The 13,000-nt window shown below is 61.4% G+C and carries 11 protein-coding genes; 5 read left to right on the forward strand and 6 right to left on the reverse strand.

What is annotated here, in order from left to right:
* Complete coding sequence (locus BLW50_RS22765; RefSeq protein ID WP_244544358.1) at positions 1 to 2,223, reverse strand: TonB-dependent receptor; 2,223 nt, start codon at positions 2,221 to 2,223, stop codon at positions 1 to 3.
* Positions 2,224 to 2,411: 188 nt separating this feature from the next.
* Between BLW50_RS22765 and BLW50_RS22770 the strand changes: the two genes are divergently transcribed.
* Complete coding sequence (locus BLW50_RS22770; protein WP_244544359.1) at positions 2,412 to 3,470, forward strand: helix-turn-helix transcriptional regulator; 1,059 nt, start codon at positions 2,412 to 2,414, stop codon at positions 3,468 to 3,470.
* A gap of 62 nt (positions 3,471 to 3,532) precedes the next feature.
* On the opposite strand, the gene BLW50_RS22775 is transcribed toward BLW50_RS22770, so the two are convergent.
* Positions 3,533 to 4,210 carry a thioredoxin domain-containing protein gene (locus BLW50_RS22775; protein ID WP_090706955.1) on the reverse strand — a complete coding sequence of 226 codons (678 nt, stop codon included), beginning with the start codon at positions 4,208 to 4,210 and terminating at the stop codon, positions 3,533 to 3,535.
* 199 nt (positions 4,211 to 4,409) lie between these two features.
* Here BLW50_RS22775 and BLW50_RS22780 point away from each other — a divergent pair, with 199 nt between their 5' ends.
* Positions 4,410 to 5,777 (forward strand): dicarboxylate/amino acid:cation symporter, encoded by a 1,368-nt coding sequence (locus BLW50_RS22780; RefSeq protein WP_090706958.1) that lies wholly within the window; start codon positions 4,410 to 4,412, stop codon positions 5,775 to 5,777.
* 34 nt (positions 5,778 to 5,811) lie between these two features.
* On the opposite strand, the gene BLW50_RS22785 is transcribed toward BLW50_RS22780, so the two are convergent.
* Entirely contained in the window at positions 5,812 to 6,744 is a 933-nt protein-coding gene (locus tag BLW50_RS22785) for a LysR family transcriptional regulator (RefSeq protein ID WP_170850300.1), read from the reverse strand.
* Positions 6,745 to 6,894: 150 nt separating this feature from the next.
* Between BLW50_RS22785 and BLW50_RS22790 the strand changes: the two genes are divergently transcribed.
* Both BLW50_RS22790 and BLW50_RS22795 read left to right on the forward strand, forming a co-directional pair.
* Positions 6,895 to 7,878, forward strand: coding sequence for a Bug family tripartite tricarboxylate transporter substrate binding protein (locus BLW50_RS22790; protein ID WP_090706962.1), 984 nt, complete (start codon positions 6,895 to 6,897; stop codon positions 7,876 to 7,878).
* Positions 7,879 to 7,929: 51 nt separating this feature from the next.
* Positions 7,930 to 9,135, forward strand: coding sequence for an FAD-dependent monooxygenase (locus tag BLW50_RS22795; RefSeq protein WP_170850301.1), 1,206 nt, complete (start codon positions 7,930 to 7,932; stop codon positions 9,133 to 9,135).
* Between the two features lie 71 nt (positions 9,136 to 9,206).
* Here BLW50_RS22795 and BLW50_RS22800 read toward each other — a convergent pair whose 3' ends face one another.
* From BLW50_RS22800 to BLW50_RS22810, 3 genes are read right to left on the reverse strand one after another with little or no spacing between them, the layout of a single operon-like run.
* Positions 9,207 to 10,097, reverse strand: a complete 891-nt coding sequence (locus tag BLW50_RS22800) for a VOC family protein (RefSeq protein WP_090706964.1) — start codon at positions 10,095 to 10,097, stop codon at positions 9,207 to 9,209.
* Positions 10,094 to 10,303, reverse strand: a complete 210-nt coding sequence (locus BLW50_RS22805) for a hypothetical protein (RefSeq protein WP_090706966.1) — start codon at positions 10,301 to 10,303, stop codon at positions 10,094 to 10,096. Before BLW50_RS22805 ends, BLW50_RS22800 begins: the two co-directional genes overlap by 4 nt.
* A complete protein-coding gene (locus BLW50_RS22810) occupies positions 10,300 to 11,676 on the reverse strand; it encodes an MFS transporter (protein ID WP_090706968.1) in 1,377 nt (458 codons plus the stop codon). Before BLW50_RS22810 ends, BLW50_RS22805 begins: the two co-directional genes overlap by 4 nt.
* Positions 11,677 to 11,903: 227 nt before the next feature.
* Between BLW50_RS22810 and BLW50_RS22815 the strand changes: the two genes are divergently transcribed.
* Complete coding sequence (locus tag BLW50_RS22815) at positions 11,904 to 12,878, forward strand: LysR family transcriptional regulator (RefSeq protein WP_090706970.1); 975 nt, start codon at positions 11,904 to 11,906, stop codon at positions 12,876 to 12,878.
* Positions 12,879 to 13,000 lie beyond the last annotated feature (122 nt).

Genomic DNA, 13,000 nt, shown 5'->3' on the forward strand with positions numbered 1-13,000 from the left:
TCAGAACGTTTTGCGATAGCCGAGCGTCACCGTGCGGCCCCAGGAATAGACGGGCAGGTTGCGCACGGAGGTTGCGGTCGGGTTTTGCAGATTGGCGTTGAACAGATTGTTGACGGAGAGATAGGCCTCGCCATCCAGCATCGGCGCGGTGAAAGCGAGATTGACCGTGGCGCCTGAGGGGATCTTGTAGCGCGTGCCTGCCAGATCGATCGCCTGGTTACGGCCGCTATAGGCTTCCACTTCGACGCGGCTGGTGATGCCACTGTCGAAACGATAGCTGCCGAAGGCCATGCCGCGTAGCGGCGTGGCGATGCGGTTGTTGGGCAGCCAGCTGTCGAGTTTGCCATCTTTATTGCTGTCGTAACGACCCTCGCGATAGCCGACCATGCCGCCGAGCGTGAACTGATCCGTCAGCGCATATTCACCGGTGAATTCGGCGCCGTAGATGAATTCTTTCTGCTGCGAAATCACATTGGTCAGCGGATCGAAGGTGACGCCCTTGTCCGACGTGCTGATGAAGCCGGTGAGGCTGCCCTTGAAGCGGCCGAGCGAGCCGCGCACACCCAATTCGTAATTGTTGACGATCTGCGCCGAGGGGCCAATCATCGCATAGCTGATCGTGCTGCGTGACGCGGGCAGACAGTTGGGTGTCGCCACCGGGCAGGCATAGGCGGTGGAGAGACCGGCGCGGCGTGTATAGGCGCCGACATCGGGCAGAGCGAAGCCCTGCGAGAAGCCGCCGAAGATTTCGGTCGTGTCCGTCAACCTGAAAGTGGCGCCGATGTTGAAGGTCGGCGAGGCATAGTTGAAATTGCCGCCGATGACATTCAGCGCCGGCAGGACGAAGGCCTGATAGCCAAGCGGCGTGCGCGCCGCCACCGCCGCATAGGCGGCCGGCCGTGTGAAGCCGTCAACATCCAGCGCGAAATGTTCGTAACGCATGCCGCCGCGCACGGTCAGGCGATCGGTGAGGGGCACTTGCAGCAAGCCGAAAACAGCCTGGGTTGTCTGGCTCAATGGTGTGAACACATCCTGGCCATTGGTCAGTGTCTGGCGTGTACGCTCGTGGATGAGGTCGCCGCCCCAAGTGAATTTCGCGCCCTGCCAGACCGGATCGAGCGGCGTGTCGATGGTCAGGTTGATGCCGCCGCGCTTGGAGTAAAGCGTGGTCTGATTGGCTTGGCTCGTCGGGCTGAGCGGGTTGAAGGAATAATAGACCTGCGAATTATAGGGGTAGGAGAAGGTCGAATAATTGAAGCGCTTCTCGATGTCGTTGTAGAAGGCGACCGCACTCAGCGAGCCGAGAAAGAACTCCTTGTCGCTGTAGCGCGCGGTGAAGGACTTGGTGTTCTCCATCACGCTGCGACCGGTATAGGGCTGGGTATAATCAGGCCGCGCATAGGGGCCGGCGTAGTTGGTCAGATATTGCGGCGTCTGGTCGAAGGTGAGCCAATTGGCCGACATTTCGAAACGCTTGCCGCCGTCGAAATCGCGGCCGATCTTGGCGAAGAGATTGCCGCTGTTGAACCGATCGCCGCCGCCCTGGCCGAGCATGGAATCAGACGGCAGTTCACGGCCCGCGCCGTCATAGGTGCGCCGACCGACACGGCCGGAGCCGACCAAAACATAGTCGAAGCCGTTCTCGGCCTTGCCGGAAATGGTGGCCGAAACCTCCGGCGAGATCGAGGCGCCGGGGTTGGCGGTGAAGCCACGCAGGGCTGAATTGATGGTGATCTTCGGCGGGCCGGCCTCGGCCTTTTTGGTGATGAAATTGACCGTGCCGCCCGTGGCGCCGGCGCCATAGAGGCTGGAGGCGCCGGCGACCAGCTCGATCCGCTCGACCGAATTGAGATCGATGAGCGAGAGAATGCGCGAGACGTCACGCAACGGCGTGTTGAGCGGCACGCCATCGACGAGCACCAGCAGATCGCGGCCGCGATAGGTTTCCGAGGCGCCGGAGACGGTCTGGTTGGACATGGAGAAGCCAGGGACGATCTTGGCGAGCGCCGCTGAGGCGCTGCCCGATTGCTGCACCTGGGTCTCGATTGCCTTCTTGTCGATGATCTGCACCGACTGCGGGATGTCCGACTGCGAGCGCTCGGCGCGGGCCGCCGTCACGGTGATCGTGTCGAGCTCGACATAACCTTGGTTCTGCTGCGCCAGAGCGGCGGTCGCCACCAGACCAACCGCCGTGGTCGACAAAAGGATTCTTCGCATCATCATCAGCACGCCCCTTGTGTATTTCTTTTCAGCCCATGCTGTCTGCAAGCTTCTGGCTGTCATCGCGGCGGATGTTCTGCTGTTTGGAACTATTTTAATTTGCGTCTACTGCCGCAATGCTTTCCAAACGCCGCCCATCGCCATAAGTGTAGTGAATTGCACTAGAGCGTTGACGTCTCGGCATCTTGGACATGGGCGAAGTGGAAAGCGGACTCAGGCGAACAAAGGGCACGCGGCGCGCGCCTGTTGCGCCATTGCGACAGGCTGGACGCGGCGCTGAGTGCGCGCGGCTGACGCCTGTATGGTTCGTTGCTGATAGTGCGCGGGGGCATCGCAATCTGCCGGATTTCAAGACGCCGGGGCTTGGCGGTGCGCCGCGCCGTCTCGAATCGCCGCGCGATACCTTGTTCGAAGCCAAGGCGGTTTTGCGCATGGAGCCGGATGTCGGCTTGATGTCCTGCTTCGATCCAGCGCCGCTCTGGGCCTTCGATGCAAGCGCGCTGGCTCAGGCGAGCGCTTTGGTCGTGCGTCCGTCGAACGGCATTGTCGTCGTGCATCAGGATGGGGCGCAGGTCGTGGTCGCCTCGCGTGAAGCGGCGATTATCTCCTGCGCCAAGGCGGCGCGTTTCGTCCTCACCGATGTCGACCGGCTTGATTGCTTCTTGTTGCCACGCAGCGCGAGCGAGGATCCCTTCGCTGAAGCGACTTTACGCAAATTCGCGCAGGACAATGGCGCTCTGCTGCTGCTCGGCCATTATGCGGCGGCGTTGATGCGCGGCCTCCTGCCGATGAACAGTGATGGATTGCAGGATCTATCGATGCGCTACATGCGCGATCTCGTCGCCAAGATGTTCGAGGATGGGCCGGTGGTCGAGCAGGCGCCGCGCCCGGCGATGCGTCTGCGCGCCATCATGGTCGAGATCGAAGCGCGGCTCGACCAGCAGTCATTGTCGGCGCAGGAGGTGGCGAGCCAGCACGGTGTCAGCACGCGCTATCTGCAGAAGCTGTTCGAGGCGGAGGGCGGGACCTTCTCCGAATATGTGCTGCGGCGGCGGCTTGAGCGGGCGGTGCTGCTGTTACAATCCTCGGAAGCGCCGCAGCGGCCGATCAGCAGTATCGCCTTCGATGTCGGCTTCGACGATCTATCCTATTTCAACCGCACCTTCCGGCGCCGCTTCGGCTCCTCTCCGCGTGAGATCAGGGCGCGTCATCGCGCCAATCTGTTGGCGCAAGGGAGTGGTGGTTCTTAGTTGAAATCTTGGTGTCATCCCGGATCGTCTGCTGCGCAGTCGTCAGGGATGACACGGAGAATCTACCCGCAGCTCAAATCATCGCATTCGCGCACCGAGGCGACGAGGCGGGCGACGGTCTTGGGGCCGGGGTAGCCGAGGATGCCGACGCCGTTCAGCATGTAGGACGGCGTGGCGTTGAAGCCGAGATTTTCGGAGAGCTTGATATGTTTCTTCAAGGCTTCGCCGATCAGGGGATCGTTGGCCTGCGCCTCGACTTTTCCGACGTCGAGTTTCAGTTGCTCGGCGACATCAAGGGCGGTGCGGCCGCCGACGACACCGCGCCGGGCGAACAGTTCGGTACGCATGCGATGCGCCGGCTGCGGCCCATGCAGGCGCAGGACGGCGAGGAAGACGCGGGCGGCTTGGTAGGAATCGAGGCCGAGCACGGCATTCTGCACCATGCCTATTCGCAGCGCCTTGTCCTTCTGTCGTAAGCTTTCGAGATCGCGCGCGGCACGCTTGCAATAAGGGCAGTTGAAATCGGAAAACTCGGCGAGAATGACGTCGGGGGCATCGGAGCCGATCCAGAACACGCCGGGCAGGCCATCAAGCGACAGTTCTGACGGCACCTTGTAATTGGTCACCGGCTTGCCGCTGTCGTCCTTCAATTCGTGCAGGCTGTCTTGCGCGAAGGCGCCTGTGGCTGCCAGTGTCAGGCCGCCGGCCGCGACCATAAAATTCCGTCGTGTATAGAACATTCAATCGCCCGCATCTTGAGTGCCGCCGCCGAAAATCCAATTCAGCCCGCGTCTTAGGGCGACTCATGGCAATAGAAACCGGCGTAACTGGGGCAGGACTTCGAACTGCAACCCATGGATCGCGTGGCATATCGCTTGCTTTCTATCCTCCTGGCCACGCTTTCAGAGGAGCCTGGCCAAACCACCCAGGAGGGATGCGATGTCAACCTCAATGGCCGCTCCGGCGGAATCAATGAAAAGCGCCACGCCGCTTTATAAATCCTTATTCTTCCAAGTGATCGCCGCGCTCGGGCTCGGCGTCGTGCTGGGCATGGCGGCGCCCGACTTCGCCGTGCAGCTCAAAGTATTGAGTGACGGCTTTCTCAAGCTGATCTCGATGGTCGTGGCGCCGATCGTCTTCTGCGTCGTCGTGCATGGCATCGCTGGCGCCGGCGATCTGAAGAAGGTCGGCCGGGTCGGCGTCAAAGCCCTGGTCTATTTCGAAGTGATGACCACGGTGGCGCTCGCGCTCGGCATCCTGCTCGCTTATGTCTTCGGCCCCGGCCATGGCATGAATATCAACACGGCGAACCTCGACGGCAATGCGCTCAACAGCTATGCTGACAACGCCCATAAGTTGCAGGGCGGCGGCCTCTCGGCCTTTCTGCTCAACATCATTCCCAGCACCTCCTTCGATGCGCTGTCGCGCAACGATGTGTTGCAGGTGCTCTTCTTCGCGATCCTGTTCGGGGTCAGCCTGGCGCTCTACGGCGGCCCGCAGGCGCAGAAGGTCTCCGACATGATCGAGGCGGTGTCGGGCGTGCTGTTCAAGGCGATGAGCCTGATCGTGCGCGTTGCGCCGCTGGGCGTGCTCGGCGCCGTGGCCTATACGGTGGGGCGCTATGGCGTTGGCTCGCTGAAGCAGCTCCTGTCGCTGGTGGTGCTCTATTATGTGGCGGTGCTGCTCTTCGTCTTCGTGATCCTGGGCGCGGTGATGCGGCTTGCCGGTATCAATATTTTCAAGTTTCTGGCTTATTTCCGCGAGGAGCTGACGATCGTGCTGAGCACGGCGTCGTCGGATGCAGTGCTGCCGCAGATCATGCGCAAGCTCGAAGTGATGGGCATCAAGAAGTCGACAGTCGGCCTTGTGGTGCCGACGGGCTATTCGTTCAATCTCGATGCCTTCTCTATCTATCTGACGCTCGCGGTGGTGTTCATCGCCCAGGCCACCAATACGCCGCTGTCGGTCGGCGACCTCTTGTTGGTGTTGGGCATTTCGCTTGTCACCTCGAAGGGTGCGCATGGGGTGCCGGGTTCCGCCATCGTCATCCTGGCCGCGACGCTCCATGCGGTGCCATCGATCCCGGCGATTGGCCTGGTGCTGGTGTTGTCGGTCGATTGGTTCATCGGCATGGCGCGCGCACTTGGTAATCTCATCGGCAATTGCGTCGCCACCGTTGTTGTCGCTGCCTGGGAAGGCGATCTCGATCACGAGAAAGCAGAGCAGGTGCTGAACGGCTCCACCGATGTGAGCGGCATGGTGGAGGCGTCTGGGGGTGAGGCTGAACCGATAGCGTCTGCTGCGTGAAAGCGGTCTCACCGCTTCCTTACTCGCTGTTCCTCTAGCCGCGTGTGACAGCGGTGGTGTGGCGTTGCTTCAAAGCTCTTGCCGCGCGCTCCAAGCTCTCGATGAAGGTGATCGCGCCAGGCGAGAGCGTGCGGTCAGCGCGATGGACCACATCGAACTCGCGCTTCAACGACGGCCCGCTCAGCGGGCGCGCGATGAGCTGCTCCGATGGCAGTGCCGCTAACCCATAAAGCGGCAGTACGGTGATGCCGAAGCCCGCCTCGACCATGGCGATGACTGTCGCCAGCTGGCTGAACTCATGCAGCGGCTCGGCCGTTAGTCCGGCGGCAGCGTAGCCGCGTTCGAGTTGTTCGCGAATACCGTTGCCGCCGCGTAGCGCGATCAGCGCATGGCCGGCGAGGTCGCGCCAGCGTGGCCTCTTCAATGCAGCGAGCGGATGATCCGTCCGGCACAGCAGCGAGAAGGAATCGGTGACGAGGGAGCGGCGCGTGATCGCTGGATCGACGCGTAGGAATGTGCCGATCGCCAGATGCAGCTCGCCATCCTTCAGCATCTGAAGCAGGTCGGCGATCGGGCGATCGATCAAGGTCACGGTGATGCCCGGCGCGACGCTGGCGAAATCGGCCATGACATGCGGCATCAACGCGGCTGCAAGCAGGGGCGGTGCGCCGACGGCGATGTGGCCACGGCGGCGCAGGCCGATGTCGCGGGCGCGGCGCACGGCCATCTCAACATTGTCGTTGATCCGCTCGACGTCATGCAGAAATTCAAGGGCAGCATCGGTCGGCTCGACGCGGCGCGTCGTGCGATTGAACAGGCGAAAGCCAACCTCGGCCTCGAGATCGCGCACGAGGCCGGAGACGATGGGTTGCGCCAGGTTCAGCCGCTCCGCCGCGCGGGTGAAGCTCTGGGCCTGCGCCACAGCGATGAAAGCCTGTAATTGGCGAAGTGTGATGCGTGATGACATTGATATAATTTCCATATCAATTGATCAATTAATCGCTGATTGTTTAATAGATGTCGAGCCCCTAATTGCCATCACACGGTGGCCTCGATTTGAGGCCGTTCTTGATGCTGTTCTTGATGCTGTTCTTGATGGCGTTCTGGGGAGGAACATATGGATCGTCGCCGCTTCAATACGGCGCTGTTGGCTTCAGGCGCCGCCGCGCTGCTGCCGCAAGGCGCGCGGGCGCAACAGGCGGACTGGCCGAAACAGCTCGTGCGCATCGTCGTGCCGTTTCCGGCCGGCGGGACGTCCGATGCCCTGCCGCGGATGATCGCCGATATACTCACCCAGGTCTGGAAGCAGCCTGTCGTCATCGAAAACCGCCCAGGTGCTGGCGGCAATGTCGGTGCCGAAATGGTGGCTGTTTCTCAGCCCGACGGTTACACGCTGCTCGCCGCCCCGCCGCCACCGATCGCCATCAATCACAATCTCTATCCCAAGCTCGGCTACGATCCGACCAAGCTCAAGCCGATCACCATCATGGGCTCGGCCACCAATGTGGTCGACGTCAGCAACAAGCTCGGTGTTTCGACCGTGGCCGAATTGATCGCCAAGGCGAAGGCCAATCCTGGCCTCATCAACTGCGCCAATCAGGGCAATGGCAGCACTTCGCATCTGACGGCGGCGCTGTTTGAAAACATGGCGGGGGTCAAGTTCAACCATGTGCCCTATCGCGGCACGGCCCCGGCGCTGGCCGATCTCGTGGCCGGCCATGTCGATCTCTTCTTCGACAATATCTCGCAATCACTGCCGCAGCATCGTGCCGGCACGCTGAAGATGATCGGCGTCTGCGCGCTGGAACGCTCGCCCGACGTGCCCGATGTGCCGACCGTGTCGGAACAGGGCTTGAAAGGGTTTTCTGCTATCGCCTGGTACGGCATGATGGCGCCTCCGGGCACGCCCGATGCGTTGATCGACAAGATCAACCGCGACGTGGTGGCGATCATCCGGTCGCCGGACATCACCCGAAAATTTCTCGATCAGGCGGCGCAGCCGATCGGCAATACGCCGCAAGAGGCGGCCGCTTTCATCGCCAGCGAGGAGAAGCTCTGGGCCGGCGTGATCAAGCAGGCCGGCGTCAAGCTGGGTGAATGATTGGCTGGCGCATCCGCCGGTGCTAGGCAGAGAAAACTGAAGGATAAGACGATGAACGATCATCTGAACATGGGGCGGAAACTGCGTGTGGCTGTCGTTGGCGGCGGCATGGGCGGATTGGCGGCGGCGAATTTCCTGCTGCAACGGGGTTTCGACGTCACCGTCTATGAACAGGCGGCGGCCTTGGGCGAGGTCGGCGCCGGTCTGTTCGTCTATCCCAACAGCCTGCGTCTTTTGGAGCGGATCGGTTTTCGCGAGCCGCTGGGCAAGGTCGGCGCCAAGGTTGGTCCCGGCTCGCAATATTACCGGATGGACGGCACGGTCGTCGGCCCGATCCTGACGACGGATTCGAACGGCTGGAACGGCATGTATGGCATGCACCGGGCCGACATGCTGAACGCGCTGGCGGCGGCCCTGCCGGCGGATCGCGTGCGCACTGGCCATCGCTGTGTCGGCTTCGAGCAGGATGAGCAGGTGGCGCGGCTGTTCTTCGCCCACGGCGCCCAGGCAGAAGCTGATGTGGTGATCGCCGCCGATGGTATTCAGTCGGTGCTGCAGAAATATGTGGTGGCGCCGCAGCCGCCGGAATATTCCGGCTCGCGCGCCTATCGCGGCCTGGTGGCGCGCGACAAGCTCGCCAGCTGGAACGATCAGACCCATCAGGTGTGGATGGGCGACGGCAAGCATTTCATGGTGTTTCCGGTACGCGGCGGGCAATTGCTCAACTATGTCGGTTTCGTGCCGACGGGCGATGAGCTGGCCGAATCCTGGTCGGCCCATGGCGATCGTGACGAGTTGGCGGCGTCCTTCGCGGGCTGGCATGCACCGGTCACCGATCTGCTCGGCAAGGTGGAGAGCTGTTTCTGGTGGGGCCTTTATGATCGGGCGCCGCTTTCGTCCTGGGCCAATGGCCGGCTTGTTCTACTCGGCGATGCGGCCCATCCGATGTTGCCGCATCTGGGCCAGGGCGCCAATCAGGCGATCGAGGACGGCTGTGCCTTGTCGGTCTTCCTCGAGGGTTGCGCTTCATCCGATGTGGCGGCGCTTCTGAAAGACTACGAAGCTTTCCGCCGGCCGCGCACCGACATGATCCAGGCCGAGGCGCGCCGCAATGGCCTGCGCTACGATTCGCGCAGCGGCAGCATCGAACAACGTGACCGCGAGATCGCCACCTCGGCGCAGTTCCGCAAATCGCTCTATGACTATGATGTGGAGAAGGATGCGCTGGCGCGGTTGGGACGAGAGGTGGCGGCGTGAATTGAGCCAAGCCTCGCTCTTGGAAGAGCGAGGCTTCTATGACTTGGTAGATTGGGTTTGGGCCAAGGCGTCTACGGATAGCCGGGAAAGGTGCCGAACGAGCCGAAGCCCCAGGCGCTGCGCCAAGTTTCCTTGGGCCATTTCTTCGGCCGCAGTGGCATTTCTTCGTGCCAGGGCCTGGGCTCCCAATAGCCCAATTGTTCGTCAGCCATGATATCCATCTCGCAATAGCATTCGATCCGCAGATCATCACTGTTGCGATGGTAAGCGGCGACGTTGTGTCCGACGATGTGACGCAAAGGGCCCCAGACCAGTGGGAATTCGTTGCGCGCCAACACCTCGCAGGTGCGATGGATTTCCGCCCAGTCTTTCACTTCGAAGGCGACGTGATGCAGGCGCTGGGTTTCATATTGCACGAAGTTCACCGTGTGATGCTCGATGCCGCAGCGCATGAAGACGAAGTGATCGCCGAGCCAATCGGAGGCGCGGAAGCCTAAAAAATCCTGATAGAATTTGGCCACCTTCTGCACGTCGTGCACACGCGAGGCGACATGGCCGATCTTCAGCGGATTGACGCCACCTTCGCTTTTATCCCGCTTGTGAAAGCGGCAGTCGGCGAAAATCTCGACGAGCGTACCTTTCGGATCGGTGAAGGTCAGAGCGTCGCTGATGCCGGGCGTCGGATCAGACTGGCGGTCGCTGGCGACGCCTTCCTGCTTCAGCTGCCGCGCCAGGGCGTTGAGGTCCGTGCCAGGCGCGACTTGAAAGGCGATGCGTTGCAGATCAGCATGATCTCCGGCCTCCAGCACTACTGACTCTTGCCCGAGCTTGGTGGCGAGCACAGCGCGCTTCGGCGAGCGGTCCACCAGCGAGAGCCCCATGACGTGCGTCCAATAGTCGACCTGGCGGTCGAGGTCGGGCGTGGAGAAGGTTGCGTGCCCCAGCCGCTTCACTTGAATCATGCGTTCGCTCCCGGCGATATTTCGGCGGCCAATTGATTGGCGCCGCTTACCTCCATCTTCATGTATAAAAATCCGCCTTGCAACGGCAATTCGGGCGTTTCGAGCCGTTCGCCGCGGGGAGCATCCAGTTCGGATTTGGGCGGCCGCCGGGTCGCTTGCTTGGACACGAGCGGCCGTTCTTCAGGACGATGGTCCCGATCGTTCATTCGGCGCTGGCGAGAGCTGTCGCGGAGGATTTCCGGCGCCACATCAGGAAGCCCATCAAGAGAATGAGGACCACATTCGCCAGCGCCCCCGTGCCAAGCGTCAGTAGCGTAACGGGTGTTGCCCAGCTTGCCGCGAACATCAGGCCGACCACCAGCGGACCCATGGAACTGCCGACGCGGCCGAAGCCCGAGCTCCAGCCGATGCCGGTCGAACGCATGAAGGTCGGATAGATAATGGCTGCAAGCGCGTAGAGCCCGCTCAATCCGCTGCCCATGCAGAAGCCGGCGATCGCTGAGAAGAAACAGACAGCCAGGAAATGGGGTGCGGAATATCCGATCAGGCTCGTCGCGATCGCACCCCCGAGGAATACGCTGGCGAGCACCCAGAACAAGGCTGAACGATAGCGATCGAGAATCTGGCCGGCGATGACAATGCCCAAAATACTGCCGATGTTATTGAACATCAGCGCCAGGGAGCCCTCGGCAATGGTCATGCCAGCCTGTTTCATCAGGGTCGGCGTCCAGACGAGCGTGCCCAGAAGCACGAGATAGTTCACGAAGAAGGCAAGCCACAGGACCACCGTCAGCGGGCCGCGCGATTCGGTGAACAGGTGTTTCACCGGCGCGTCCTGCCTGATCTCCTCGTCGATGATGAATTTCGCGTTGGGGATGGTCGACATGCTCGGCTGCAGCTTGGTCAGCACCGAGCGGATCGATGCGGGATCATGCTTGCGGGTGATCATGAAGCTCAGGGATTCCGGCAGCGAGAGGTAAACCAGAAGACTGACCAAGAGCGAGAATATTCCGCACACCAGATAGACGACGTGCCAGTTGAAATTGCCGAGCAGGCTGGCGCCGAGCAAGCCTGCAACGATGCCGCCGCATGGAACCGCGCCGAGGATGGTGGCGACGACGCCGGCTCGTCGATTTTCGGGGGCGTATTCCGCAGCAAGCGCGAGATAGCAGGGTACGGCGCCGCCGACGCCGAGGCCGGTAATGACGCGTAGCGCGAACAGCGCCGTGAATGAATCGGCCCAGGCGGTCGCCAGCGTGCCAATGCTGAAGACGAGGCCGCAGGCGAGCAATGTCTGGCGGCGGCCCCAGCGGTCGGCGAAGAAACCGATGCCAAAGGCGCCGACGAGGGAACCCCATTGCGAAGCCGACAAAAGCGGTCCCAGTGCTCCAGCAGGCAGTTGCATATCCCGAGCCATGACCGGTCCGGTTACGCTCATGATCTGGGAGTCAAGGCCATCGACGAGCGAGATCAGAAAACAAATCGCGAAGAGCCAGAGCTGATAGCGCCCGATTCCTCTGTTGATTACCGTGCTTACGTTTACAACCGTGGCAGTTGTCATCGTCGCTCCCCCAAGCATGGCTTGCAAAGCACTTATGTTGCAAAGCGTTTATTTTGATTGCCAGGCGCAAATGCATGCACGTGCGCCTGTCCCTCTCCGGAACAAGAAGCTATAGAGTCGAGGGGTGTCGAGGGAACGCAGCCGGGCGTGATATTTTCAGAACGATTTATACCGGAACTGATATGAGCTGTCCGTAACGAGGCGCGCGAGGGAGGGAAACATGGTCTTGCGAGCAGGCAGACGACGTGAACCTTAAACAGAAACTGACCATCCGGCATTTGCGCCTGATCGACACATTGGGCCGCGAGCTGAGCATCAGCCGCTGCGCCGAGGTTCTGCACACCTCTCAATCGGCGATTTCGCGTGGGCTGAGCGAGGTCGAGGAGATTCTGCAAACGCGTTTGTTCGAGCGTACCACGCGGCGTGTCGTGCCGACCTCGTCGGGCCAGATGTTGATCTGGCATGCGGAGCAGATTCTCGGGCAATTCGATCGGGTGGAAGCTGATTTCGATGCGCTTCAACGCGGCGTCGGTGGCGCGCTCAATGTCGGCATGATGGGCGGGTTTTCACCCACCTGGCTGGTTCAGGCGGTGAAGCTCGCCAGCGAACAGGCGCCGGAGTTGACGATCCGGCTACGCAGTAATTTCGCCGACAATCTTCTGGCTGATCTGATCAGCGGTCGCTGCGATATCATCGTCACGCATTTCGATATCCGGCAGTTCAGCAATGAGGAACTGGTTGTCGATGTGCTGTACAATGAACAGGTTGTTGTCGTTGCCGCGCCAGGGCATCCGCTGACGCGGCGCAAGAAGATCGATTGGTCCGATCTGGTTAACGAACGCTGGGTGATGATGCCGCCCGAAACCTCGACGCGGCGTGCGGTCGAGCGCAATCTGGTGATGCATTCGCGCAGCATCAGTCCTGTCATCACTGAAGCGTTTGAGCTGCATTACATCGTCGAACTGGTGCGCAGTGCCGGCATGTTGACCGCACTGCCAACGGCGCTGGCAAGCTGGTTGGAGCGCGAGGCCAATCTCGTGCGCCGTCTTCCTGTCGTCGACGAATTTTCACCCTGGGCGGTCTGCGTGGCGCGGTTGCGTTCGCGCGCGGCTGGGCCGGCCGAACGGCTGTTCATCAACAGTCTGAAAACGGTCGCGGCCAAAAGCCAATCCGATCTGTCGCCGAAGAACAAGAAGAAGCAGCATTTCTTTGAAGCTTAGGCGTTGGCGGCAGGTTTGTTTCGGCGGGCCGTTCGGCGCGAAATTCCATTCATATCGCCGCGGGTATCAATGTTTGCGCAAAGATCAGCATTGGCGCCCTATGCGCCGCATATGGCCGCTCT

Source organism: Beijerinckia sp. 28-YEA-48, from assembly GCF_900104955.1.
Lineage (GTDB): Bacteria > Pseudomonadota > Alphaproteobacteria > Rhizobiales > Beijerinckiaceae > Terripilifer.